The following is a 25,756-nucleotide window of genomic DNA, read 5'->3' as shown; positions in this document are numbered from 1 at the left end:
CGCGCCGTTCACCAGGCCGCCGCTATGCAGGAAAACTCTCCGCACTCCGATACCACCTTTACGTTGGACCGCGTTACCTTCCGCGTACCTGGACGTACGCTGCTGCACCCTCTCTCCTTAACCTTCCCGCCAGGAAAAGTGACCGGCCTGATTGGCCATAACGGTTCCGGTAAATCCACCTTGCTGAAAATGCTCGGTCGCCATCAGCCGCCGTCAGAAGGCGACGTTCTGCTGGACGGACAGCCGCTGGACAGCTGGAGCAGCAAAGCGTTTGCTCGCAAGGTGGCCTATCTGCCGCAGCAGCTGCCTGCGGCCGAAGGGATGACGGTGCGTGAGCTGGTGGCGATTGGCCGCTATCCGTGGCACGGCGCGCTGGGGCGATTCGGCGCGGCGGACCGGGAGAAAGTTGAAGAGGCGATTGCGCTGGTTGGCCTGAAGCCGCTGGCGCACCGGCTGGTCGACAGCCTGTCCGGCGGCGAACGTCAGCGCGCGTGGATTGCGATGCTGGTGGCGCAGGATAGCCGCTGTTTACTGCTGGATGAACCGACTTCGGCGCTGGATATTGCCCATCAGGTGGAGGTGCTGGCGCTGGTGCACCGTCTGAGTCAGCAGCGCGGACTGACGGTGATTGCCGTGCTGCACGATATCAACATGGCTGCCCGCTACTGTGACTATCTGGTCGCGTTGCGCGGCGGGGAGATGATTGCCCGGGGAACGCCGGCGGATCTGATGCGCAGCGATACGCTGGAGCAAATTTACGGTATCCCGATGGGAATTCTGCCGCATCCGGCGGGTAGCGCGCCGGTAAGCTTTGTCTATTGATGGAAAAGACCCATTTAATTAGCCGCCGCCGTCTGCTGACGGCGATGGTCCTCTCGCCGCTGCTGTGGCAATTGCGCGGTGCACAGGCTGCGACCATCGACCCACAGCGCATCGTGGCGCTGGAGTGGCTACCGGCAGAACTTCTGCTGGCGCTGGGGGTGACCCCTTACGGCGTTGCCGATATCCCGAACTATAACCTGTGGGTGAATGAACCGGCGCTACCGGCCTCGGTTATTGACGTCGGGCTGCGCACCGAGCCAAACCTTGAGCTGCTGACGCAGATGAAACCGTCGTTTATCGTCTGGTCGGCTGGATATGGGCCGTCGGCGGAGAAGCTGGCGCGGATTGCGCCGGGAAGAGGATTCACCTTCAGCGACGGTAAACGACCGCTGCGGATGGCGCAGCAATCCCTCAATGAAATGGCCGAACTTATTGGCCGGCAGCAGGCAGCGAAGCGCCATCTGGCGGAATTCGATGCGCTGATGGACAGTTTGCGCCCCCGTTTCGCCCGACGTGGCGATCGCCCGCTGTTGATGATCACCGTACTCGACCCGCGCCATGTCCTGGTGTTCGGCAATAACTGCCTGTTCCAGGAAGTACTCGATCGCTTTGATATCAAAAATGCCTGGCACGGCGAGACCGCATTCTGGGGCAGCGTCAGCGTGGGGATAGATCGGCTGGCCGCTTACCAGGATGTGGACGTGATCTGCTTTGACCACGGTAATCACGCCGAAATGACGCAACTGATGATGACGCCATTATGGCGGGCGATGCCGTTTATCCGCGAAGGACGTTTCCAGCGCGTGCCGGCGGTCTGGTTCTATGGCGCCACGCTGTCGGCGATGCATTTCGCGCGCGTACTGGCCGATGCCCAGGGAGGAGCAGCATGAGATCGCGAATTTCTCCTCTGGCGGTTCTGCTGCTGACGGCGCTGGTGATAACCGCTTTCGCCCTCAGCCTCTACAATCTGCGCGCTGCGCTGCCGCAGAACGAGTGGCGTCAGGCGCTGTGGCAGCCGGATATCGATAATATTGCCCAGATGCTGTTCCACTACAGCCTGCTGCCGAGGCTGGCGGTGTCGCTGCTGGTCGGGGGCGGGCTGGGTCTGGTTGGCGTGCTGTTCCAGCAGGTGCTGCGCAACCCGCTGGCGGAGCCGACCACCCTCGGGGTCGCCACCGGCGCACAGCTCGGGATGACGGTAACCACGCTGTGGGCGATTCCCGGCGTGCTGGCTTCGCAATTTGCCGCACTGGCGGGGGCCTGTCTGGTTGGGGGGCTGGTCTTCGGCGTCTCCTGGGGCAAGCGGCTGTCGCCGGTGACCCTGATCCTGGCAGGCCTGGTGGTCAGCCTTTACTGCGGAGCGCTGAACCAACTGATGGTCATTTTCCATCACGATCAGCTGCAAAGCATGTTCCTGTGGAGCACCGGTACCCTGACGCAAACCGACTGGAGCGTGGCGCAACGGCTGTGGCCGCAGCTGCTCGGCGGCGTTCTGTTAACGTTGCTGTTGCTGCGCCCGCTGACCTTGATGGGGCTGGATGACGGCGTGGCGCGTAACCTCGGGCTGGCGCTGTCGCTGGCGCGTCTGGCGACGCTGATGCTGGCTATCGTGATCAGCGCGATGCTGGTGAATGCGGTAGGGATTATCGGTTTTATCGGCCTGTTTGCTCCTCTGCTGGCGAAGATGCTTGGCGCCCGACGCCTGCTGTCGCGTCTGCTGCTGGCGGCGCTGATTGGCGCCCTGATTCTCTGGCTGTCTGACCAGATCATTCTGTGGCTGACCCGGGTATGGATGGAAGTATCAACCGGTTCGGTGACGGCGCTGATCGGCGCGCCGCTGCTGTTATGGCTGCTGCCGCGCCTGCGCAGTATTAGCGCGCCGGTGATGAATGCCGGAGATAAGGTGCCGGTCGAGCGGCACAACGTGCAGTGGTTTGCCCTCGGCGGCGGGCTGATTCTGCTGCTGGCGCTGACGGCGGCGCTGGCCTTTGGTCGCGACGCCCAGAGCTGGCACTGGGCCAGCGGCACGTTGCTGGACCAGCTGATGCCGTGGCGCTGGCCGCGGATTCTGGCGGCGCTGTTCGCCGGGGTGATGCTGGCGATCGCCGGCTGTATTATCCAGCGTTTGACCGGTAACCCGATGGCCAGCCCGGAAGTCCTGGGGATCAGCTCCGGCGCGGCGTTTGGCATTGTGCTGATGCTGTTCTTTGTCCCGGGCAACGCCTTTGGCTGGCTGCTGCCTGCCGGTAGCCTCGGCGCGGCGGCGACGCTGCTGGTTATCCTGGTCGCCGCCGGACGCGGCGGCTTCTCACCGCATCGGATGCTGCTGGCGGGGATGGCGCTCAGTACCGCCTTCACGATGCTGCTGATGATGCTACAGGCCAGCGGCGATCCGCGGATGGCGCAGATTCTGACGTGGATCTCGGGGTCGACTTACAGCGCTACGCCGGAGATGGTGGTGCGCAGCGGTATTGCGATGCTGGTGCTGCTGGCGCTGACGCCGCTGTGCCGTCGCTGGCTAACCATTTTACCGCTGGGCGGCGAGGCGGCGCGGGCGGTGGGCATGGCGCTGACGCCATCGCGAATCGGTCTGCTGCTGCTGGCCGCCTGTCTGACGGCAACCGCTACGTTGACGATCGGTCCGTTAAGTTTTGTCGGTCTGATGGCGCCGCATATCGCGCGAATGATGGGGTTCCGCCGAACGATGCCGCAGATGGTGATGTCCGGGCTGATTGGCGGCCTGCTGCTGGTCTTCGCCGACTGGTGCGGACGGATGATCATGTTCCCGTATCAGATCCCGGCCGGCCTGCTGTCGACCTTTATCGGCGCGCCGTACTTCATCTATTTACTGCGTAAACAGAGCCGCTAACGTCCGGGGCAAACCGCGGTAGCCCGGATGAGGCGTTTATGCGCCGACTCCGGGCCGTTCAGACTTACAGCTTCGCGAATGCCTTGCGGGCGGCGGCGATGGTAGCGTGGATATCGTCTTCGCTATGCGCCACGGACATAAAGCCGGCTTCAAACGCCGACGGCGCCAGATAGACGCCTTCTTCCAGCATCAGGTGGAAGAAGCGCTTAAAGCGCTCAACGTCGCACTTCAGCACATCCTGGTAGCAGGTGACGGTTTCGGCATCGGTAAAGAAGATGCCAAACATGCCGCCAACGTTATTCACCACCAGAGGAATCCCCGCATCGCGCGCCGCATCCAGCAGACCCTGGGCCAGTTGATTGGTGAGGTCGGTTAACGTTTCGTGGACCCCCGGCTGCGCCACTGCGGTTAAGCAGGCAAAACCGGCCGCCATGGCGATCGGGTTACCGGACAGGGTTCCGGCCTGATACACCGGGCCGGTCGGGGCCAGCGCGTCCATCACTTCACGACGGCCGCCAAAGGCGCCTACCGGCATCCCGCCGCCGATGATTTTGCCCAGGCAGGTCAGGTCGGGAACCACGTTGTAGTAAGACTGGGCGCCCGCCAGCGCAACGCGGAAGCCGGTCATCACTTCATCGATAATCAGCAGCGCGCCGAACTCGTCGCACAGCGCCCGCAGGCCCGGGAGGAACTCCGGCAGCGGCGGGATACAGTTCATGTTGCCGGCCACCGGCTCAACGATAATGCAGGCGATCTCTTGCGGGTACTGTTCGAACGCGGCGCGAACCGAAGCCAGGTCGTTATAGGTGCAGGTCAGGGTATGTTTGGCGAAATCAGCCGGTACGCCCGGGGAGTTCGGCTGGCCGAGGGTCAGGGCGCCGGAGCCCGCTTTCACCAGCAGACAGTCGGCGTGACCGTGATAGCAGCCTTCGAATTTGATGATTTTGTCGCGACCGGTAAAACCGCGCGCCAGACGAATGGCGCTCATGGTTGCTTCGGTCCCGGAGTTGACCATTCGCACCATATCCATGGTCGGGACCAGGTCGGTCACCAGCTCCGCCATTTTGACTTCCATTTCCGTCGGCGCGCCAAAGCTCAGGCCGCGCTCGGCGGCTTCAATCACCGCATTACGAATGGCCGGGTGGTTATGGCCTAATACCATCGGCCCCCAGGAGCCGACATAGTCGATATAAGCTTTACCGTCGACATCATACAGTCTGGCGCCGTCAGCACGTTCGATAAACAGCGGGGTTCCGCCAACGCCGGTGAAGGCGCGTACCGGCGAGTTTACGCCGCCGGGGATGAGTTCACGTGCGGCGTGATAGAGAGTTTCAGATTTGCTCATTGCCATGATCCTGGTTCGTGATAAATGTTTTGCTGGTTATTCTAAGTTATTCCAGGATAGTTATGAAAGTTTTGCCCAATTGAAACAAAGCGCAATGGGAGGATTTTTTTGGCGACGCAGGGCGTGTAGAAAGTTAAAATGTTCCCCCGCATATTTGTATGACTATTGACGATAAGAGTATGAAAGCCGAAGCCTCCTCTTTTGAAGCACAACAGATCGTGCGCTTGCGTCGCGGCGATGTCGTGCGCCGGTTGGTCCAGCGCGACAAAACGCCGCTGGCGGTGCTGCTGATGGCCGCGGTGGTCGGCACGCTGGCCGGGCTGGTGGGGGTCGCCTTTGAAAAGAGCGTCAGTTGGGTGCAGAACATGCGCATCGGTTCGCTGGTGCAGGTGGCGGATCACGGGTTCCTGATCTGGCCGCTGGCCTTTATTTTATCTGCGTTGCTGGCAATGGTGGGCTATTTTCTGGTACGGCGTTTCGCTCCGGAAGCGGGAGGGTCTGGCATACCCGAGATCGAAGGGGCGCTGGAAGAGCTGCGTCCGGTTCGCTGGTGGCGGGTTCTGCCGGTAAAATTTATCGGTGGGATGGGGACTCTGGGGGCCGGAATGGTGCTGGGCCGCGAAGGGCCAACGGTACAGCTTGGGGGCAACGTCGGGCGAATGGTGCTGGATATCTTCCGTATGCGCAGCCCCGAAGCGCGGCATACTTTGCTGGCGACCGGCGCGGCGGCGGGCCTCTCCGCGGCATTCAACGCGCCGCTGGCGGGGATTCTGTTCATTATCGAAGAGATGCGCCCGCAGTTTCGCTACAACCTGATTTCCATTAAAGCCGTTTTCACCGGCGTGATTATGTCGAGTATCGTGTTTCGCATTTTTAATGGCGAGTCGGCGATCGTTGAAGTCGGTAAGCTGAGCAATGCGCCGGTGAATACGCTGTGGCTGTATCTGCTGCTGGGGATGATTTTTGGCTGCATCGGCCCGCTGTTTAATCGTCTGGTGCTGCGTACTCAGGATCTGTTCCAGCGTATTCATGGCGGCGATACCAGGAAATGGGTGCTGATCGGCGGTGTCATCGGCGGGCTTTGCGGCATCCTCGGGCTGACTGAACCGGCGCTGGTGGGGGGCGGTTTTAACTTAATTCCCGTTGCCGCGGCGGGTAATTTTTCCGTGGGCCTGCTGCTGTTTATCTTTATCGCCCGGGTGATAACCACGTTGCTGTGTTTCTCCTCCGGCGCGCCTGGCGGCATTTTTGCGCCAATGCTGGCCCTCGGCACTCTGCTGGGCACCGCATTTGGCATGGCGGTGACGCCGCTGCTGCCAGCTTATCATCTGGATGCGGGCACCTTTGCGATTGCCGGAATGGGGGCGCTGCTGGCGGCCTCCATTCGCGCTCCACTGACCGGGATTGTGCTGGTGCTGGAGATGACCGATAACTATCAGCTCATTTTGCCAATGATTATTACCTGTCTTGGCGCAACACTACTGGCGCAATTCCTTGGTGGTAAGCCCTTGTATTCAACGATCCTTGAACGCACGCTGGCGAAGCAGGCCGCCGATCAGGCGGCAAAAGCGCAGCAGGTTGCCGGGGAGAATACTTGAACGATTTACCAGGGTATTAGATAATGGCTCAAAAGGTCGGGTTATTCTTTAACCGGCCAGAAGTATCAATGGGAGCATAAAATGAGTGATGACGTAGCGTTGCCGCTGGAGTTTACTGAAGCCGCAGCCAAAAAAGTAAAATTCCTGATTGCAGATGAAGAGAATCCAAACCTGAAACTGCGTGTCTACATCACCGGTGGCGGTTGCAGTGGTTTCCAGTACGGCTTCACCTTCGACGATCAGGTTAACGAAGGCGATATGACCATCGAAAAACAGGGCGTAGGCCTGGTGGTCGACCCGATGAGCCTGCAGTATCTGGTCGGCGGTGCCGTCGATTATACCGAGGGCCTCGAAGGTTCGCGCTTTATCGTGACCAACCCGAATGCGAAAAGCACCTGCGGCTGCGGATCCTCATTCAGCGTCTGATTCTCGCCCCGGCAGAGCGTACTCCGCCGGGGGAGATTTTTCTTTGCTACCGTCCGTGATCGTCGAGCGCAAACGTCGGCAGCTTCAGGTGCCAGCGGATTGCCGCGAGCCGAATCAGCAGCGTCACCACCATCCCCATCATCGCCGAATTCTGCAACGAAACGTGAAAGGTGTCATAGGCCGTAGCGTGTACGATACCGCCGATAATACAGGCCGTGGCATAGATTTCAGTGCGTAAAATCATCGGAATCTCGCGGGCCAGAACGTCGCGGATGATCCCGCCGCCCACGCCGGTGACGACGCCCATACAGATCGCGACCAGCGGTCCGCTGTGAGCCAGAAACGCTTTATTTACCCCAATGCCGACAAAGACCGCCAGGCCGACGGCATCCAGCACCGGCAGGATCCATTTAGGCAACCGGCGCGGCTGGCGCACTAACAGAATAGTCAGCATGCTGGTGACCATCGCCACCACCAGGTCGGTCGGATCTTTCACCCAGAATACCGGGCCGTTGGCGAGCGCCATGTCGCGAATGGTCCCGCCGCCGACGGCGGTGACAACGCCGAGCACCAGTACGCCAAAAGGGTCCATACGGAGTTTGCCGGCCAGCAATACGCCGGAGATAGCAAATACGGCGGTGCCAATAATATCCAGCCAATAGACAAGCATCGTCAGTTCTCGCTTAGCGCCCGGTTTCTTAGGCTATTTTCTTCACCACGTTGCATCCGCTCAGCGTTCGCCATTGGCATAGCGCTTCGGCTTTCGTCGCTGGGGATCGAATTATTGATTGTGCAAACAGCGCTTATTTGACCTGTTCGAGCGCAGTGCAGAGCTGTTTTGCGGCGAGGATAATACGCGGGCTTGCGCGCTCAAACCAGTCGCTATGCAACGCAATCAGCGAAATTTTTAACTGGTTATGCCAGTAGCGCTCAACGTCGGGAATTCTGCTGGCATCGCCGGTAATGACGATAGCCTGAGGCTCCCTGGCCAGTACCTGCTCGCGGCTCACCTGGGGCCAGGGAACCTTGCTGGCGGCGAAAATATTTTCACCGCCGCATAGCGTCAGCACCTGATCCTGAATGGAGCCCCGGCTGGTGGTAAAAAGGGGGCTGGTACCGAATTGCAGAAAGACGCGCTTTTTCGGCGTGCTGGCGTAGCGGGCTTTCAGGCGATCGTAGTCATCCTGCAGGCTCTGCGCGGCCTGGCGGGCTTTTTCCGGCTGCGGGCTCCACTGCGCCAGCTGCCGCAGGGTGGTAATAATCTCTTCGATGGTCGTCGTATCGACCCAGACCACCTTGATGCCCAGCGAACTCAGTTGGTTAACCTGCCGTTCGGCATTCCCGCCGCGCCACGCCAGAATCAGGTCCGGTTTTAGCGCCACGATACGCTCCAGGTTCATCCCTTGCCAGCTGGAGACCTGTTCGATTTTACTCGCCTGCGGCGGGTAATCAGAATAGCTGCTGACGCCAACCGGCGTGATGCCGGCGGCAAACGCCAGTTCGGTATTGGCCGGCGACAGCGTGATAACCCGCGGCGCGGCGAAGAGCCACGCCGGGGCCAGCAACAGCAGGGCGGTCAGCGCCCGTTTAAGCGACTTAGCCACGTGCCAGATTCTGCACCAGCTTTTCCACCATCAGCGTGGACTGCTTAGCGGCGACGGCGAGGAACTCGTCGAAGCTCAGATGGGACTGTTGGTCGGCCACGTCGGAAATCGCGCGGACCACGACAAACGGAACGCCGAAGTTATAGCAGACATGGGCAATCGCGGTGGCTTCCATCTCGACCGCAACGGCCTGCGGGAAGTTGTGACGAATTTTCGCCAGCCCGACGGAACCGTTGATGAACGCGTCGCCGCTGACGATCAGGCCGCGTACCGCGTTCAGATTCAGCGCTTCAATACAGCTTTGCGCGGCGGCAATCAGCTTGTCGTCGGCTTTGAAACCGGCCGGACAGCCCGGCAGCTGGCCATATTCGTAACCAAAGGCGGTCACGTCGGCATCGTGGTAGCGCGTTTCGTCGGAGATAACGATGTCGCCGACTTTCAGCGTTGGCGCCAGGCCGCCTGCGGAACCGGTGTTGATAATCACCTCCGGTTTGCACAGCTCCAGCAGCAGCGCGGCGCCCATGGCGGCCGCCACTTTGCCAATACCCGATTTCAGCAGAGCGACGTCGGTGCCGTTCAGCTGCCCGGTATAAATTTCGCTGCCGCCAAGGGTCAGCGTCTGACGGTTTTCGATTTTGTCGCGCAGAAGGGTAACTTCTTCTTCCATAGCGCCAATAATGCCGATTTTCATAGATTTACTCGCGATGTGTCAGGTTTAGTTGCATAGTCTATCATGCACTCAAAGGGAAACGTTATTGCTCGCGCGGGAGAGGCCATGGCAAAAATTGATTTTCGCAACAAGATTAACTGGCGTCGGCGCTATCGTTCGCCGCAAGGCGTCGAAACGGAACGTGAAATCCTGCGTATTTTCGAAAGCGACCGCGGGCGGATCATTAATTCGCCGGCGATTCGCCGTTTACAGCAGAAAACCCAGGTCTTCCCGCTGGAGCGTAACGCCGCAGTACGCACCCGCTTAACCCACTCCCTTGAAGTTCAGCAGGTGGGGCGCTATATCGCCAAAGAGGTCCTCAGCCGCCTGAAAGAACAGAATCTGCTGGAAACCTACGGGCTGGATGCGCTGAGCGGGCCGTTTGAGAGCGTGGTGGAAATGGCCTGCCTGATGCATGACATCGGTAACCCGCCATTTGGTCATTTTGGCGAGGCGGCGATCAATGACTGGTTTCGCCAGCGTCTGGCGCCTGACGACGCGGCCGGCGAGCCGGTAGCGCACGATCGTTGTACGGTTGAGGCGCTGCGTTTGCAGGCGGGACAGGCCGAGCTGAACGAGTTGCGACGCAAGGTACGCCAGGATCTGTGCTGGTTTGAAGGCAACGCGCAGGGCATCCGTTTAGTCCATACGCTGATGCGGATGAATCTGACCTGGGCGCAGGTTGGCTGTATTTTGAAATATACGCGTCCGGCGTGGTGGCGGGGAGCGCTGCCGGCGAGCCACAGTTATTTAATGAAAAAACCTGGTTATTATTTAGCCGAAGAGGGCTATATTGCGAGGTTGCGTAAAGAACTTGATCTGGCTCCTTACAATCGCTTTCCATTAACATGGATTATGGAGGCTGCGGACGATATCTCATATTGTGTGGCCGATCTTGAAGATGCGGTTGAAAAACGTATTTTCAGCGTCGAGCAGCTGTATCAGCTGCTGTATGAGGCGTGGGGACAGCATGAAAAAGGTTCGCTGTTTTCGCAGGTGGTAGAAAATGCGTGGGAGAAATCACGCTCTAATTCGCTTAGCCGGAGTACTGAAGATCAGTTCTTTATGTATTTGCGGGTCAATACGCTGAATAAACTGGTGCCGTATGCGGCGCGCCGGTTTATCGATAATTTACCGAAGATCTTTGCTGGCGATTTTAATCATGCGCTGCTTGAGGATGATAGCGACTGCAGTCAGTTGCTGGAGCTATATAAAAACGTAGCGATAAAACATGTGTTTAGCCATCCGGATGTTGAGCAGCTGGAATTACAAGGTTACCGGGTGATTAGCGGTCTTCTGGATATCTATGAGCCGCTATTAAAATTATCTCTGGAACAATTCAGCTTATTAGTTGAGAAAGATCGGGTGCGCAGTTTACCTATCGCTTCACGTTTGTTCCAGAAACTCTCAACGCGCCATCGGCTAGCCTATGTTGAAGCAATAAATAAAATCCCCGGCGAGGCTGAAGAATTTCCGGCGATGGAATATTATTATCGCTGCCGTCTGATTCAGGACTATATCAGCGGGATGACGGATTTATATGCATGGGATGAATATCGCCGCTTGATGGCGGTAGAATAAGTACAGGTTTTGTAAAGATGGACAATAAATTTTTACTTTTTCCAGTATCTTAATTCCGGAACTTAGCGCGATAAAATGACTCTGATAGTCACATACATAGCAATTTGCGTTATCAAAAATAGAGATTGAGACATCATGAAAAAAACCACGTTAGCAATGAGTGCACTGGCTCTGAGTTTAGGTCTGGCGTTATCCCCGCTCTCTGCGAGCGCGGCAGAAACGTCCTCTTCGGCCTCAAGTACGCAGCAAATGCCAAGTCTGGCTCCGATGCTGGAAAAGGTCATGCCATCGGTTGTCAGCATCAACGTTGAGGGCAGCACCACCGTTAACACGCCGCGGATGCCGCGTAACTTCCAGCAGTTCTTCGGTGATAACTCGCCGTTCTGCCAGGATGGTTCCCCGTTCCAGAGCTCTCCGTTCTGTCAGGGCGGTGGGCAAGGCGGCGGTGCGCCGGGTGACGGCGCTCAGCAGCAGAAGTTTATGGCGCTGGGTTCCGGGGTCATTATTGACGCCGCTAAAGGTTATGTTGTGACCAACAACCACGTGGTGGATAACGCCACGACGATCAAAGTACAGCTGAGCGATGGCCGTAAGTTTGACGCGAAAGTGGTCGGCAAAGATCCGCGTTCCGATATTGCCCTGATTCAGATTCAGGATCCGAAAAACCTGACGGCGATTAAGCTGGCGGACTCTGATGCCCTGCGCGTCGGTGATTATACCGTGGCGATCGGTAACCCGTTCGGCCTTGGGGAAACCGTCACCTCGGGGATTGTCTCCGCGCTTGGCCGTAGCGGCCTGAACGTAGAAAACTACGAAAACTTTATCCAGACCGATGCGGCGATCAACCGCGGTAACTCCGGCGGCGCGCTGGTCAATCTGAACGGTGAACTGATCGGTATCAATACCGCGATCCTCGCCCCGGACGGCGGCAACATCGGGATCGGTTTTGCCATCCCGAGCAACATGGTGAAAAACCTGACCGAGCAGATGGTTCAATACGGCCAGGTGAAACGCGGTGAGCTGGGCATCATGGGGACCGAGCTGAACTCCGAACTGGCGAAAGCGATGAAGGTTGACGCACAGCGCGGCGCCTTCGTGAGCCAGGTGATGCCGGGTTCGGCGGCGGCGAAAGCGGGTATCAAAGCCGGCGACGTGATCACCTCGCTGAACGGCAAACCGATCAGCAGCTTTGCCGCACTGCGTGCGCAGGTTGGTACGATGCCTATCGGCAGTAAAGTCCAGCTGGGCCTGGTGCGTGATGGCAAACCGGTGAATGTCACCGTCGAACTGCAGCAGAGCAACCAGACTCAGGTTGACTCCAGCACCATTTTCAACGGCATTGAAGGTGCTGAGATGAGTAATAAAGGCCAGGATAAAGGCGTTACGGTCAACAATGTGAAAGCGGGGACTCCGGCGGCGCAAATCGGTCTGAAAAAAGGCGACGTCATTGTGGGGGCTAACCAGCAGCCGGTGAAAAACATTGCCGATCTGCGCAAAATCTTTGATGCGAAACCGTCGGTGCTGGCGTTGAATATCCAGCGCGGTGATAGCACCATCTACCTGCTGATGCAGTAATCTCCACGGCTAAACCAGCCCCTTCTCCTCGCGGAGGGAAGGGGCTTTTTTTGATCCTGATTTCGGTTCTGTGATTCCCCCCACAACTCCATACTTCTCTGCGTTCCTTTGTGCATATGCACAATGCGACGTGCGCGTAACTCTTTTATGCTGGTGCCCTGTTCACGGGAGGGTTACATGGCTGGCTGGCATCTTGATACCAAAATGGCGCAGGATATCGTTGCGCGTACGATGCGCATCATTGATACCAATATCAACGTAATGGACGCCCGTGGGCGCATTATCGGCAGCGGCGACCGCGAGCGAATTGGTGAATTGCACGAAGGAGCGCTGCTGGTGCTCTCCCAGGGGCGGGTCGTGGATATCGACGATGCGGTCGCTCGCCATCTGCATGGCGTACGCCAGGGGATCAACCTGCCATTGCGGCTGGAGGGGGAGATCGTCGGCGTTATTGGCCTGACCGGTGAACCCGAAACGCTGCGTAAATATGGCGAGCTGGTGTGCATGACCGCTGAGATGATGCTGGAGCAGTCGCGATTGATGCATCTTCTGGCGCAGGATAGCCGCCTGCGTGAAGAGCTGGTGATGAACCTGATTCAGACGGAAGAGAATACGCCGGCGCTCACCGAGTGGGCGCAGCGGCTGGGGATCGATCTCAATCAGCCACGCGTTGTCGCCATGATTGAAGTCGATAGCGGCCAGCTTGGCGTGGACAGCGCCATGGCCGAGCTACAGCAGCTGCAGACCGCCCTGACCACGCCGGATCGCAACAATCTGGTGGCGATTGTCTCTCTGACCGAGATGGTGGTCCTCAAGCCCGCCCTGAACGCGTTTGGCCGCTGGGACGCGGAGGATCACTGCAAAAGGGTCGATCAGCTGATCGCCCGTATGAAAGAAAACGGCCAGCTGCGCTTTCGGGTGGCGCTGGGTAACTTTTTTACCGGCCCAGGGAGCATCGCCCGTTCGTACCGCACCGCGCGCACCACCATGATGGTCGGTAAGCAGCGGATGCCGGAGAGCCGTAGCTATTTTTATCAGGATTTGATGCTGCCGGTACTGCTCGATAGCCTGCGCGGCGGCTGGCAGGCCAATGAGCTGGCCCGTCCGCTGGTCAGGCTAAAGGCGATGGATAATAACGGTCTGCTGCGACGGACGCTGCAGGCGTGGTTTCGCCATAACGTGCAGCCGCTGGCGACGTCGAAGGCGCTGTTTATTCATCGTAATACGCTGGAGTATCGCCTGAATCGTATTTCAGAACTGACGGGGCTGAACCTCGGGAACTTTGATGACCGCCTGCTGCTGTATATCTCGTTGCAACTCGATGAGCAGCGGTAGACGATAATCCCGGATGACGGCACGCGCGCTTGATCCGGGCTATCGTCGGTGTTGCCCCGGCCGGCATCGCGCCTGCGGGGAGAAAACAGACTTATTTATTGCGCGTCAGTTTTTCCAGATCGGCTTCGATTTCACTGATCTTATGGGTGACGACGCTTTCCAGATGGCGCAGATCGTCAAGGATCTTGCGTTTAAGATCGACTTCGGTGCGATCGCGCTGGCAGATCTGGTCCAGTTCATCGATCACATAGCGCAGATTCGGGCTAATTTCCTGGACTTCTTTATATCCCTGACCGACGCCGTCAGCGACTACGGTTTTGCGCTGGCGTGGATATTTAAACTTGACGCTTTTGGCGAAAAACTCGCCTTTGTCCTTCTGAAAATAGATTTTCAGGATGTCGTTGTTAGCTTCCTGGCGCAGGCTATAGCGATCGATTTCATCAGGATTGGTAATGCCAAGACTTTTCAGATTATCGTACATAACGGTACCTTTGATATCATCATAACCTTTGAATAATTAACGAAAAGATCCATTTCCGCCAGCGTCAGATACAAAAAAAGCGGGATATCTTCCGCTTTTTATTCTGCTTAGTCGATGGTACGCAGCAGTTCGTTAATGCCGACTTTGCCGCGAGTTTTCGCATCCACTTTCTTCACGATGACCGCGCAGTACAGGCTATACGTGCCATCTTTCGACGGCAGGTTGCCGGAAACCACCACCGAGCCCGCCGGAACGCGGCCGTAGTGGACTTCGCCGGTTTCGCGATCGTAAATTTTGGTGCTTTGGCCGATGTACACGCCCATGGAGATAACCGCGCCTTCTTCGACGATAACGCCTTCAACGATTTCTGAACGCGCGCCGATGAAGCAGTTATCTTCGATGATGGTCGGGTTAGCCTGCAGCGGCTCCAGTACGCCACCGATGCCGACGCCGCCGGACAGGTGCACGTTTTTCCCGATCTGCGCGCAGGAACCGACGGTCGCCCAGGTATCAACCATGGTACCTTCGTCAACGAAGGCGCCGATGTTGACATAAGATGGCATCAGCACGGTGTTGCGGGCAATAAACGCGCCCTGACGCACCGCGGCCGGTGGAACCACGCGGAAGCCTTCTTTCTGGAAACGCGCTTCATCATAGTCCGCGAATTTCATCGGCACTTTATCGAAGTAGCGGCTTTCCGCACCGTCGATAACCTGGTTATCGTTAATACGGAAAGAGAGCAGAACCGCTTTCTTCAGCCATTGATGGGTGACCCACTGGCCATCGATCTTTTCAGCGACACGCAGCGCGCCGGAATCAAGCAGAGAAATCACCTGGTTAACCGCTTCGCGGGTTACGGTATCCACATTTGCCGGCGTGATGTCGGCGCGACGCTCAAAAGCGGACTCAATAACATTCTGTAATTGCTGCATTGTTTACTCTTTCTCTTTACACATAAAAGTTCGTTACCCTTTATCGTTTGGATTGAGGGCCTCTGTCAACCGTTGTTGTACTTCTTGTTGCAGCTCATTATTAAGCGCACGCCGGTCCGCCGTCGCGATTATAAATAAATCTTCTACTCGCTCCCCAATTGTCGTAATTCTCGCCCCGTGGAGCGAAATATTGAGGTCGGCGAACACCTGACCCACGCGAGCCAGCAGGCCCGGTTGATCGAGGGCAATCAGCTCAAGAAACGATTTTCTGTCGGTGTGCGTCGGCAGGAAATTGACCTCGGTGACAACGGAAAAATGGCGCAGTTTTGCCGCCTGGCGACGCGGAGCCGGCGGCTCCCAGCTGCGCTGGGTGATAGTCTGCTCCAGACCGTTACGGATCATCTCATGGCGATCGGCGGAGAGCGGACTGCCGTCCGGTTCCAGCACAATAAAGGTGTCCATCGCCATGCCGTCGCGGGTGGTAAAAATCTGGGCATCGTGGACGCTGAGGTTGCGCCGGTCCAGCTCACCGCAGACGGCGGCAAACAGGTAAGGCCGGTCCGGGCTCCAGATAAAGATCTCGGTCCCGCCGCGCGTGGCCTGCGAGCTGAGCAGGATCATCGGTTTGCTCAGGTCGTGTTTGAGTAAATTGCGGGCGTGCCAGGCGAGCTGATTGGGCGTATGGCGCACGAAGTAGTTGGCGCGGCAGCGGTTCCAGATCTGATGCAGCGCCTCTTCGTTAATATTCTCCATCCGCAGCAGCGCCAGCGCCTGCAGCTGATGATGACGCACCCGTTCGCGCATATCGGGGGTACTCTGCATACCGCGACGCAGCTGTTTTTCGGTAGCGAAATAGAGCTCGCGCAGCAGACTCTGCTTCCAGCTGTTCCACAGCGTTTCGTTGGTTGCGCAGATGTCGGCCACCGTCAGGCACACCAGATAGCGCAGGCGATTTTCCGTCTGCACTTCTTCCGCGAACTGTTTAATGACCTCAGGATCCTGAATATCACGGCGCTGGGCGGTGACGGACATCAGCAGATGATGGCGTACCAGCCAGGCGACCAGCTGGGTTTCGCGTGAGTTAAGGCCGTGCAGCTCGGCGAATTTCAGCACATCCTGGGCGCCGAGGACCGAGTGATCGCCGCCGCGACCTTTGGCGATGTCATGGAACAGGGCGGCAATCAGGATTAACTCCGGATGCGTCAGGCGCGGCCACAGCTCGACGCACAGCGGATGGTGGCTGCGGGTCTCTTCTTTGGCGAAGCTTTCCAGCTTCAGCAGCACGCGAATCGTATGTTCATCGACCGTATAGGCATGAAAGAGGTCAAACTGCATCTGGCCGACGATATGCGACCACTGTGGCATATAGGCCCACAAAACGCTGTGGCGATGCATCGGCAGCAGGCCGCGGCTCACCGCGCCCTGGTGGCGCAGCATGCTGAGAAAAATCGCGCGCGCTTCCGGGATATAGCATAGCGGCTGTGTCAGATGGCGGCGCGCGTGGCGCAAATGGCGCAGCGTCGTGGAGTAGATCCCGGTGATGTTGCTGTTACGCACCATAATATAGAACATACGCAGGATCGCCTGCGGTTCACGGATAAACAGCGTATCGTCACGCAGATCGATTAGCGTGCCGCGTAGCTGAAAATCATCATCAATGGGCCGCGGCTTTTCATCTTCGGTGAGGGCAAGAATGGCTTCATCAAACAGCTGGAGCAGCATGTGGTTCAGCTCGCTCACCCGGCGGGTGACGCGGAAGAAATCCTTCATCATATGCTCGATAGGCTGGTTGCCTTCACCCTCATAGCCTAAGCGACGGGCGACGCTGAGCTGGCGGTCGAACAGCAGACGGTTGTCGTAACGCGTCAGCTCCAGATGCAGAGCAAAGCGGATCCGCCAGAGCTGGTGCAGACATTCGTTGAGCTCGTTGCGCTCGGCTTCGGTGAGAAAACCGAAGCCGACCATTTCATCCATGGAGGTGGCGCCGAAGTGGCGGCGGGCTACCCACTGCAGGGTGTGGATATCGCGCAGGCCACCGGGGCTGCTTTTCACATCCGGCTCGAGGTTATAGCTGGTGCCGTGATAGCGCTGGTGGCGGACCTGTTGCTCTTCCACCTTAGCGGCAAAGAACTTCTCCGAGGGCCAGAAACCATCGCTGAAAATATGTTTTTGCAGCTCAAGGAATAGCGCGACATCGCCAATCAGCAGGCGTGATTCAATCAGGTTCGTGGCGACGCTCAGGTCGGATAGCCCTTCCAGCAGGCACTCTTCCAGCGTTCGCACGCTGTGGCCAACCTCAAGCTTGATGTCCCACAGCAGGGTCAGCAGTTCGCCGACTTTCTGCGCCTGCTCATCGGAGAGCTTCTTGCGGCTGAGGATCAGCAGGTCGACGTCGGAGAGCGGGTGTAACTCGCCGCGACCGTATCCGCCGACCGCGACCAGCGCCAGATCGCCGACTGCGCCAAAGCCGTAATCAATCCACAGACGCTGGAGCAGCTGGTCGATAAATTCGGTACGCGCTTCGATCAGCGCCTCGGCAGTCATACCGCTATCGAACGCTTCACCCAGCCAGCGCTGGAAGATATCAAGATGTGCCTTAATGGTGGCACAGTTCAGGTCACCCTGCGGCCAGCTACCTGGGTTATCAGGCTGGACGGAGAGGCCAGGGGAGACAGCGTCAGGTAAAGAGTTGCTCATCGCGTCACCATAAGAAAAAACTATCACCCATAAAAAAGCCGGCGGGCGCCGGCTTTTCGTTATGCTTCGTGCGAGATTATCGCCGGGATGGTGTCATCCTTGCGTAGCGTCAGAATTTCGCAGCCGTTATCTGTCACCACAATAGTATGCTCGTACTGCGCAGACAAGCTCCGGTCTTTGGTTTTCACCGTCCAGCCGTCTTTCATGCTGCGGATCTCTTTCCTGCCCGCATTGACCATCGGCTCGATGGTGAAGGTCATGCCCGGCTTGAGCACCACGTTGGTTTCCGGGGAGTCGTAGTGCAGCACCTGCGGCTCTTCATGGAAGCCGCGGCCGATGCCGTGGCCGCAGTATTCACGCACGACGGAGAAACCTTCCGCTTCCACGAATTTCTGAATCGCCGCGCCGATCGCGCGTAGGTTGATACCCGGCTTAACCATCTTCAGGGCCAGATACAGGCTTTCCTGCGTGATGCGGCACAGACGCTCGCCGAGGATCGTCGGTTTGCCGACGATAAACATCTTCGAGGTATCGCCGTGGAAATCATCTTTAATGACCGTAACATCAATGTTGACGATGTCGCCGTCTTTCAGCAGTTTTTCATCGTCAGGGATACCGTGACAGACGACTTCATTAATAGAGATGCACACGGATTTTGGAAAACCGTGGTAACCGAGGCAGGCGGAGACCGCTTTCTGCTCGTTAACGATATAGTCGTTGCAGATACGGTCCAGTTCGCCGGTGCTGACGCCCGGTTTAACGTAGGGTTCGATCATTTCCAGCACTTCGGCGGCCAGGCGGCCGGCAACGCGCATTTTTTCGATGTCTTCAGATGTTTTGATAGATATAGCCATGGAATGTGTCCAGCTGTGTCGATTTTTTCGACAATAATAAGAGTCAGTCCTGTCAATGTTAACAGTCCGGGTGACCTGCTGCCAAATTGAGAATCATTAAGCGCACTCAGCGTCAACAAGAGTTGGTTTCTGATCCTGTTTTGTGGTATAAAGCGCGCCGGACTTCCGTTCCATTTCGTACTACACAGGATGGACTGAAGCGACAAATCTCACTTTGTGTAAATAACACACACGTATCGGCACATATTCCGGGGTGCCCTTTGGGGTCGGTAATATGGGATACGTGGAGGCATAACCCCAACTTTATCTATAGAGGTTTTAAACATGGCAACTGTTTCCATGCGCGACATGCTCAAGGCTGGTGTTCACTTTGGTCACCAGACCCGTTACTGGAACCCGAAAATGAAGCCTTTCATCTTCGGCGCGCGTAACAAAGTTCACATCATCAACCTTGAGAAAACTGTACCGATGTTCAACGAAGCTCTGGCTGAACTGAACAAGATCTCTGCTCGTAAAGGTAAAATCCTTTTCGTTGGTACGAAACGCGCTGCAAGCGAAGCGGTAAAAGAAGCTGCTAACAGCTGCGACCAGTTCTTCGTGAACCATCGCTGGTTGGGCGGTATGCTGACTAACTGGAAAACCGTTCGTCAGTCCATCAAACGTCTGAAAGACCTGGAAACTCAGTCCCAGGACGGTACTTTCGAGAAGCTGACCAAGAAAGAAGCGCTGATGCGCACTCGTGAGCTGGACAAGCTGGAAAACAGCCTGGGCGGTATCAAAGACATGGGCGGCCTGCCGGACGCACTGTTCGTTATCGACGCTGACCACGAGCACATCGCTATCAAAGAAGCAAACAACCTGGGTATCCCGGTATTTGCTATCGTTGATACTAACTCCGATCCGGACGGCGTAGACTTCGTTATCCCGGGTAACGACGACGCAATCCGCGCTGTTAGCCTGTACCTGGGCGCTGTAGCGGCAACCGTGCGTGAAGGTCGTTCTCAGGATCTGGCTTCTCAGGCGGAAGAAAGCTTCGTAGAAGCTGAATAATAAGGTCTAGCCCTTATTTAGTACCGTGTATAAATAGGGGCCTATATTTGGCCCCTTTTTCACTTTTAAACCTGTTTGGTTCTTTGAACCGGGCAGGTCATCTCTCCCGAGGATTAAAGAATGGCTGAAATTACCGCATCCCTGGTAAAAGAGCTGCGCGAACGTACTGGCGCAGGCATGATGGATTGCAAAAAAGCGCTGACTGAAGCGAACGGCGACATCGAGCTGGCAATCGAAAACATGCGTAAATCCGGCGCGATCAAAGCGGCGAAAAAAGCAGGCAACGTTGCTGCTGACGGCGTGATCATCACCAAAATCGACGGCACCTACGGCATCATTCTGGAAGTTAACTGCCAGACTGACTTCGTCGCGAAAGACGGCGGTTTCCAGGCATTTGCTAACAAAGTTCTGGACGCAGCGGTTGCTGGCAAAATCACCGATGTTGAGGTGCTGAAGGCACAGTTCGAAGAAGAGCGTGTTGCGCTGGTTGCGAAAATCGGTGAGAACATCAACATCCGTCGCGTTGCTGCCCTGGAAGGCGAAGTTCTGGGTTCTTACCAGCACGGCGCACGTATCGGCGTTCTGGTTGCGGCTAAAGGCGCGGATCAGGAACTGGTTAAACAGCTGGCAATGCACATCGCTGCAAGCAAGCCGGAATTCGTTAAGCCGGAAGACGTTTCTGCTGAAGTCGTAGAGAAAGAGTACCAGGTTCAGCTGGACATCGCGATGCAGTCCGGTAAGCCGAAAGAAATCGCAGAGAAAATGGTTGAAGGCCGCATGAAGAAATTCACCGGCGAAGTTTCTCTGACTGGTCAGCCTTTCGTTATGGACCCGAGCAAATCTGTTGCTCAGCTGCTGAAAGAGCACAACGCCGACGTGACTGGCTTCATTCGCTTTGAAGTGGGCGAAGGCATCGAGAAAGTTGAGACTGACTTTGCAGCCGAAGTTGCTGCGATGTCCAAGCAGTCTTAATTTTTAAAAGGAGCCGCCTGAGGGCGGCTTCTTTTTGTGCCCATTTTGTAAATTCAGCCAACTGCTTATAGTGGCGGCGCTGAAAAGCGACATACAATGTCGCCAGTATTCATTCATCTCACTCGTTGACAGTCTCAGGAAAGAAACATGGCTACCAATGCAAAACCCGTCTACAAACGTATTCTGCTTAAGTTAAGTGGCGAAGCTCTGCAGGGTTCGGAAGGCTTCGGTATTGATGCAAGCATACTTGACCGTATGGCTCAGGAAATCAAAGAACTGGTTGAACTGGGTATTCAGGTTGGCGTAGTGATTGGTGGCGGTAACCTGTTCCGTGGTGCTGGGCTGGCGAAAGCGGGTATGAACCGCGTTGTGGGCGACCACATGGGCATGCTGGCAACGGTGATGAACGGCCTTGCAATGCGTGACTCTCTCCATCGCGCCTATGTGAACGCTCGCCTGATGTCGGCCATTCCGCTGAACGGCGTGTGCGATAACTACAGCTGGGCGGAAGCGATCAGCCTGCTGCGTAACAACCGCGTGGTGATTCTTTCCGCGGGCACCGGTAATCCCTTCTTCACCACCGACTCCGCAGCCTGCCTGCGCGGGATTGAAATTGAAGCGGATGTCGTGCTGAAGGCCACCAAAGTTGATGGCGTATTTACCGCCGACCCGGCCAAAGACCCGTCTGCCACCATGTACGATCAGCTGAGCTACAGCGAAGTTCTTGATAAAGAACTGAAAGTTATGGATTTGGCCGCCTTTACCCTGGCGCGTGACCATAAATTGCCGATTCGCGTCTTCAACATGAACAAACCCGGCGCGCTGCGTCGCGTGGTGATGGGCGAAAAAGAAGGCACATTAATTACGGAATAATTCCCGTCAGCGCCAAATCCGGGTAATATTCCGCCTTACTTTCGCGGGCCGATTGCCCGGTGATTTGCATTAAATCTGACTATACTTAGCTCACTTTTACGGTGAGCGACCGTCTGGTCTGTCTGAGACAAGTTTTCAAGGATTCGTAACGTGATTAGCGATATCAGAAAAGATGCTGAAGTACGCATGGAAAAATGCGTCGAAGCGTTCAAAACCCAAATCAGCAAAATACGCACGGGTCGTGCTTCTCCCAGCCTGCTGGATGGCATTGTCGTGGAATACTACGGCACGCCGACGCCGCTGCGTCAGCTGGCAAGCGTAACGGTAGAAGACTCCCGTACTCTGAAAATCAACGTGTTCGATCGCTCCATGAGCCCGGCGGTTGAGAAAGCGATCATGGCTTCTGACCTCGGTCTGAACCCAAGCTCTGCGGGTACCGACATCCGCGTTCCGCTGCCTCCGCTGACCGAAGAGCGTCGTAAAGATCTGACCAAGATCGTGCGCGCCGAAGCCGAGCAGGCTCGCGTGTCAGTACGTAACGTTCGTCGTGATGCCAACGACAAAGTGAAAGCGCTGCTGAAAGACAAAGAGATCAGCGAAGATGACGATCGCCGTTCTCAGGACGACGTGCAGAAAATGACTGACGCCGCCATTAAGAAAGTTGATGCGGCGCTGGCAGATAAAGAAGCTGAACTGATGCAGTTCTGATTCTCTGCTGATACGTTCGCCTCCCGTTGCTAGTGAAGGGCAGGGCGGGCGTAAAGTCTGAAACGCCGTACAGAAGACCGAACGCTCAATTGCTGGGATTGTGTTAAAACGGTCGGCCCTGTAGCCTCTGGCACGCTTGCCGAAGGTGATAGAGCGCCGACCTGCTCCCGGGTGATTGTGGTGCAAGGGCTTGCTGGCGGCGTTTTTCTTTTTATCCTGTCTCAATTCTTCTGGACATCTCATGAAGCAATTAACCGTTCTCGGTTCGACCGGTTCAATTGGCTGCAGCACGCTGGATGTGGTGCGCCATAACCCCGATCGCTTTTCCGTCGCCGCGCTGGTCGCGGGGAAAAATGTCGACCGTATGGTTGAACAATGTCTGGAATTCTCTCCCCGCTATGCGGTTATGGACGATGTGCAAAGCGCAGATGGGTTGCGTATCCGGTTACGCGAACACGGTAGCCGCACCGAAGTACTAAGCGGCCAGCAGGCTGCCGCCGATGTCGCGGCGCTGGACGATGTCGATCAGGTGATGGCGGCCATCGTCGGCGCTGCCGGGCTGGTGCCGACGCTGGCCGCCATTCGCGCCGGCAAAACGGTGCTGCTGGCGAACAAAGAGTCGCTGGTGACCTGCGGGCGCCTGTTTATGGATGCCGTGCAGCAGTCCGGCGCGCGCCTGCTGCCCGTCGACAGTGAACATAACGCCATTTTTCAGAGTTTGCCGGTAAATATTCAACATCATCTCGGATACGCTGACCTGACGCAGAACGGCGTTTCGTCGATTCTGCTGACCGGTTCCGGTGGTCCCTTCCGGGAAACGGCACTGGCGGAACTGGCGGCAATGACGCCGGATCAGGCCTGCCGTCACCCCAACTGGTCAATGGGACGCAAAATCTCTGTCGATTCCGCCACGATGATGAATAAGGGGCTGGAATATATCGAAGCCCGCTGGCTGTTCAACGCCTCGGCCCAACAGATGGAAGTGCTGATCCATCCGCAGTCCGTTATTCATTCTATGGTGCGCTACCTTGATGGCAGCGTCATTGCGCAGCTTGGCGCACCGGATATGCGCACGCCGATCGCCCATACGATGGGGTGGCCAGACCGTCTGCACTCCGGAGTGGAAGCGTTAGATTTCTGCCAACTGAGTCAGCTGAGCTTCTCTGCGCCGGATTACGCACGTTATCCGTGTCTGAAGCTGGCGATGGATGCCTTTGATCGGGGACAGGCGGCGACAACGGCGCTGAATGCGGCCAATGAAATTTCAGTCGCCGCCTTTCTGGCTGAGGAAATTCGCTTTACCGACATTGCGGCGGTTAACCTCGCGGTGCTGGAACAGCTGGCAGTGGATGAACCGCAAAGCATTGATGAAGTGCTGATTATCGACGCGCACGCCAGGGCTGCCGCACTGAAGCAGATAAAACATCTGACAACGCGCGGCTGAACCTCGCGACACGCTGTGATATTTGTGGGCGCTGGGCTTCAGTGATATAGTCTGCGCCACCCAATCGTTGCATTTTGTTGTCAAAGATTGCGGTGGCCGTGGCGAAACACGGCTTTTTTGCGTAAAGCTTTTGGTTGTTCTCTGCGATTAGCCGTAGCTTCGGCACGGGATAAAAATGCGTATACAGCGCTGACCGGTTGCTCGCGTTTAGTGGCTTGGCTAATCCTTATTATGGACTTAAAACGCGTTATGTTGTCTGCTAATCAAACTGTCAGCGAAGTGTCGCCTGCGCATGGCTGTCGCCATGTCGCCATCATTATGGATGGCAACGGTCGTTGGGCGAAACAGCAAGGAAAAATTCGCGCATTCGGCCATAAAGCCGGGGCGAAATCAGTTCGTCGCGCAGTTTCCTTCGCGGCGAACAATGGTATTGAAGCGCTGACGCTCTACGCATTCAGCAGTGAAAACTGGAACCGTCCGGCGCAGGAAGTCAGCGCCCTGATGGAGCTGTTTGTCTGGGCGCTGGATAGCGAAGTGAAAAGTCTGCATCGGCATAACGTCCGCCTGCGGATCATCGGCGAGACCACGCGTTTTAATGCCCGTCTGCAGGAACGGATCCGCAAAGCGGAAGCGTTAACTGAGAACAACACTGGCTTGACGCTGAATATTGCAGCGAACTACGGTGGGCGCTGGGATATTATTCAAGGTGTCCGCAATCTGGCCGAACAGGTACAGAACGGGTTACTTCAGCCCGCACAGATCACGGAAGACATGCTGAGTCAGCAGGTCTGCATGCATGAACTGGCACCTGTAGATTTAGTTATTAGGACCGGGGGAGAGCATCGCATCAGTAATTTTTTGATTTGGCAAATTGCCTATGCCGAACTTTACTTTACCGATGTTCTTTGGCCCGATTTTGCTGAACAGGACTTTGAAGGTGCACTCCATGCCTTTGTTAATCGAGAGCGTCGTTTTGGCGGCACTGAGCCGGGTGGCAATCATGCCTGATGGGGGTCGCTTTTGCTGAAGTATCGCCTGATATCGGCTTTCGTTTTAATCCCCGTGGTCATTGCGGCGCTTTTTTTGTTGCCGCCTGCGGGTTTTGCTATCGTCACCCTGGTCGTTTGCATGCTCGCTGCGTGGGAGTGGGGGCAATTAAGCGGTTTCACTTCAACCACACAACGCGTCTGGCTGGCCGTGCTTTGCGGTCTGCTGCTGGCGTTGATGCTGTTCCTGATGCCTGAATATCATTATGACGCCCATCAGCCGCTGGTTGAGGGTTCGCTATGGGCCTCGTTTGTCTGGTGGATTGCGGCGCTGCTGCTGGTGCTGTCTTACCCGGCCTCCGCCGCTTTCTGGCGGAACTCGAAAACGCTGCGTCTGATTTTTGGCATTCTGACCATCGTCCCGTTCTTCTGGGGCATGCTGTCGCTGCGCGCCTGGCATTATGCGGATAACCATTACAGCGGCGCCGTGTGGCTACTGTACGTGATGATTCTGGTCTGGGGCGCGGATTCTGGCGCCTATATGTTCGGCAAGCTGTTTGGCAAGCATAAGCTGGCGCCGAAAGTTTCTCCGGGTAAAACCTGGCAGGGTTTCTTCGGGGGCCTGCTGACGGCTGCGGTTATCTCCTGGGCCTACGGTCTGTGGGCGGATCTGGACGTCACCCCGACGGTCTTGCTGATTTGTTCCGTCGTCGCTGCTCTGGCGTCGGTGCTTGGCGATCTGACTGAGAGTATGTTTAAGCGAGAGGCCGGCATTAAGGATAGCGGTCATCTGATTCCCGGACACGGTGGAATACTGGATCGTATCGATAGCCTGACGGCGGCGGTACCGGTATTCGCGTGTCTGCTATTGTTGGTCTTCAGGACGATTTGACGG

Annotated in this window: 23 protein-coding genes; 15 read left to right on the top strand and 8 right to left on the bottom strand. The window is 56.8% G+C overall.

The genetic code is table 11. The annotated features are described in order from the left end of the window. The first annotated feature begins 24 nt into the window (after positions 1-24). Genes fhuC through fhuB form a run of 3 tightly spaced genes read left to right on the top strand, consistent with a single transcriptional unit; the run spans position 25 to position 3,691 of the window. On the top strand, positions 25-822 hold the full coding sequence (gene fhuC, locus EDF73_RS14735) for a Fe3+-hydroxamate ABC transporter ATP-binding protein FhuC (protein WP_132729857.1): 798 nt from the start codon (positions 25-27) through the stop codon (positions 820-822). After that, complete coding sequence (gene fhuD / locus EDF73_RS14730) at positions 822-1,712, top strand: Fe(3+)-hydroxamate ABC transporter substrate-binding protein FhuD (RefSeq protein WP_132729856.1); 891 nt, start codon at positions 822-824, stop codon at positions 1,710-1,712. Before fhuC ends, fhuD begins: the two co-directional genes overlap by 1 nt. Beyond that, positions 1,709-3,691 (top strand): Fe(3+)-hydroxamate ABC transporter permease FhuB, encoded by a 1,983-nt coding sequence (fhuB, locus tag EDF73_RS14725; protein WP_132729855.1) that lies wholly within the window; start codon positions 1,709-1,711, stop codon positions 3,689-3,691. Before fhuD ends, fhuB begins: the two co-directional genes overlap by 4 nt. Positions 3,692-3,755: 64 nt before the next feature. Here fhuB and hemL read toward each other — a convergent pair whose 3' ends face one another. Then, positions 3,756-5,036: a glutamate-1-semialdehyde 2,1-aminomutase gene (hemL, locus tag EDF73_RS14720; RefSeq protein WP_132729854.1), complete on the bottom strand. Its 1,281-nt coding sequence runs from the start codon at positions 5,034-5,036 to the stop codon at positions 3,756-3,758. 179 nt (positions 5,037-5,215) lie between these two features. Between hemL and clcA the strand changes: the two genes are divergently transcribed. Continuing rightward, positions 5,216-6,634 carry a H(+)/Cl(-) exchange transporter ClcA gene (gene clcA, locus EDF73_RS14715; protein ID WP_132730081.1) on the top strand — a complete coding sequence of 473 codons (1,419 nt, stop codon included), beginning with the start codon at positions 5,216-5,218 and terminating at the stop codon, positions 6,632-6,634. Between the two features lie 81 nt (positions 6,635-6,715). Continuing rightward, positions 6,716-7,060, top strand: a complete 345-nt coding sequence (gene erpA, locus EDF73_RS14710) for an iron-sulfur cluster insertion protein ErpA (protein WP_132729853.1) — start codon at positions 6,716-6,718, stop codon at positions 7,058-7,060. 46 nt (positions 7,061-7,106) lie between these two features. Here erpA and EDF73_RS14705 read toward each other — a convergent pair whose 3' ends face one another. The 3 genes from EDF73_RS14705 to mtnN form a co-directional block, all read right to left on the bottom strand. After that, the gene (locus EDF73_RS14705) at positions 7,107-7,730 is read right to left on the bottom strand and encodes a TRIC cation channel family protein (protein ID WP_132729852.1); all 624 of its coding nucleotides are present in this window, start codon (positions 7,728-7,730) and stop codon (positions 7,107-7,109) included. A gap of 133 nt (positions 7,731-7,863) precedes the next feature. Continuing rightward, positions 7,864-8,664: a vitamin B12 ABC transporter substrate-binding protein BtuF gene (gene btuF / locus EDF73_RS14700; protein ID WP_132729851.1), complete on the bottom strand. Its 801-nt coding sequence runs from the start codon at positions 8,662-8,664 to the stop codon at positions 7,864-7,866. Beyond that, on the bottom strand, positions 8,657-9,355 hold the full coding sequence (mtnN, locus tag EDF73_RS14695; RefSeq protein ID WP_132729850.1) for a 5'-methylthioadenosine/S-adenosylhomocysteine nucleosidase: 699 nt from the start codon (positions 9,353-9,355) through the stop codon (positions 8,657-8,659). Before mtnN ends, btuF begins: the two co-directional genes overlap by 8 nt. A gap of 84 nt (positions 9,356-9,439) precedes the next feature. Here mtnN and dgt point away from each other — a divergent pair, with 84 nt between their 5' ends. From dgt to EDF73_RS14680, 3 genes are all read left to right on the top strand, one after another. Further along, the gene (gene dgt / locus EDF73_RS14690; RefSeq protein ID WP_132729849.1) at positions 9,440-10,954 is read left to right on the top strand and encodes a dGTPase; all 1,515 of its coding nucleotides are present in this window, start codon (positions 9,440-9,442) and stop codon (positions 10,952-10,954) included. A gap of 135 nt (positions 10,955-11,089) precedes the next feature. Next, positions 11,090-12,529: a serine endoprotease DegP gene (degP, locus tag EDF73_RS14685; protein WP_132729848.1), complete on the top strand. Its 1,440-nt coding sequence runs from the start codon at positions 11,090-11,092 to the stop codon at positions 12,527-12,529. Positions 12,530-12,706: 177 nt separating this feature from the next. Next, positions 12,707-13,864 carry a CdaR family transcriptional regulator gene (locus EDF73_RS14680; protein WP_132729847.1) on the top strand — a complete coding sequence of 386 codons (1,158 nt, stop codon included), beginning with the start codon at positions 12,707-12,709 and terminating at the stop codon, positions 13,862-13,864. Between the two features lie 91 nt (positions 13,865-13,955). Here EDF73_RS14680 and EDF73_RS14675 read toward each other — a convergent pair whose 3' ends face one another. From EDF73_RS14675 to map, 4 genes are all read right to left on the bottom strand, one after another. Further along, a complete protein-coding gene (locus EDF73_RS14675; protein WP_004858100.1) occupies positions 13,956-14,345 on the bottom strand; it encodes a DUF3461 family protein in 390 nt (129 codons plus the stop codon). A 107-nt stretch (positions 14,346-14,452) separates the two neighbouring features. Next, entirely contained in the window at positions 14,453-15,277 is an 825-nt protein-coding gene (gene dapD / locus EDF73_RS14670) for a 2,3,4,5-tetrahydropyridine-2,6-dicarboxylate N-succinyltransferase (RefSeq protein ID WP_132729846.1), read from the bottom strand. A gap of 33 nt (positions 15,278-15,310) precedes the next feature. After that, the gene (gene glnD / locus EDF73_RS14665) at positions 15,311-17,974 is read right to left on the bottom strand and encodes a bifunctional uridylyltransferase/uridylyl-removing protein GlnD (RefSeq protein WP_132729845.1); all 2,664 of its coding nucleotides are present in this window, start codon (positions 17,972-17,974) and stop codon (positions 15,311-15,313) included. A 59-nt stretch (positions 17,975-18,033) separates the two neighbouring features. Beyond that, positions 18,034-18,828: a type I methionyl aminopeptidase gene (map, locus tag EDF73_RS14660; protein ID WP_132729844.1), complete on the bottom strand. Its 795-nt coding sequence runs from the start codon at positions 18,826-18,828 to the stop codon at positions 18,034-18,036. 324 nt (positions 18,829-19,152) lie between these two features. Here map and rpsB point away from each other — a divergent pair, with 324 nt between their 5' ends. From rpsB to cdsA, 7 genes are all read left to right on the top strand, one after another. Then, positions 19,153-19,878 carry a 30S ribosomal protein S2 gene (rpsB, locus tag EDF73_RS14655; protein ID WP_004858107.1) on the top strand — a complete coding sequence of 242 codons (726 nt, stop codon included), beginning with the start codon at positions 19,153-19,155 and terminating at the stop codon, positions 19,876-19,878. Between the two features lie 120 nt (positions 19,879-19,998). Further along, on the top strand, positions 19,999-20,850 hold the full coding sequence (gene tsf, locus EDF73_RS14650; RefSeq protein ID WP_095103655.1) for a translation elongation factor Ts: 852 nt from the start codon (positions 19,999-20,001) through the stop codon (positions 20,848-20,850). A gap of 147 nt (positions 20,851-20,997) precedes the next feature. After that, positions 20,998-21,723: a UMP kinase gene (pyrH, locus tag EDF73_RS14645; RefSeq protein ID WP_132729843.1), complete on the top strand. Its 726-nt coding sequence runs from the start codon at positions 20,998-21,000 to the stop codon at positions 21,721-21,723. A gap of 150 nt (positions 21,724-21,873) precedes the next feature. Beyond that, entirely contained in the window at positions 21,874-22,431 is a 558-nt protein-coding gene (gene frr, locus EDF73_RS14640; protein WP_004858114.1) for a ribosome recycling factor, read from the top strand. Between the two features lie 241 nt (positions 22,432-22,672). Further along, positions 22,673-23,875: a 1-deoxy-D-xylulose-5-phosphate reductoisomerase gene (ispC, locus tag EDF73_RS14635; RefSeq protein ID WP_132729842.1), complete on the top strand. Its 1,203-nt coding sequence runs from the start codon at positions 22,673-22,675 to the stop codon at positions 23,873-23,875. Positions 23,876-24,124: 249 nt separating this feature from the next. Beyond that, positions 24,125-24,883 carry a (2E,6E)-farnesyl-diphosphate-specific ditrans,polycis-undecaprenyl-diphosphate synthase gene (ispU, locus tag EDF73_RS14625; RefSeq protein WP_132730080.1) on the top strand — a complete coding sequence of 253 codons (759 nt, stop codon included), beginning with the start codon at positions 24,125-24,127 and terminating at the stop codon, positions 24,881-24,883. A gap of 12 nt (positions 24,884-24,895) precedes the next feature. After that, a complete protein-coding gene (cdsA, locus tag EDF73_RS14620; RefSeq protein WP_132729841.1) occupies positions 24,896-25,753 on the top strand; it encodes a phosphatidate cytidylyltransferase in 858 nt (285 codons plus the stop codon). Positions 25,754-25,756 lie beyond the last annotated feature (3 nt).

Origin of the sequence: Klebsiella sp. BIGb0138, assembly GCF_004342285.1 — a bacterium.
GTDB lineage: Bacteria > Pseudomonadota > Gammaproteobacteria > Enterobacterales > Enterobacteriaceae > Klebsiella.
This window is presented reverse-complemented; position numbering and strand designations above follow the sequence as displayed.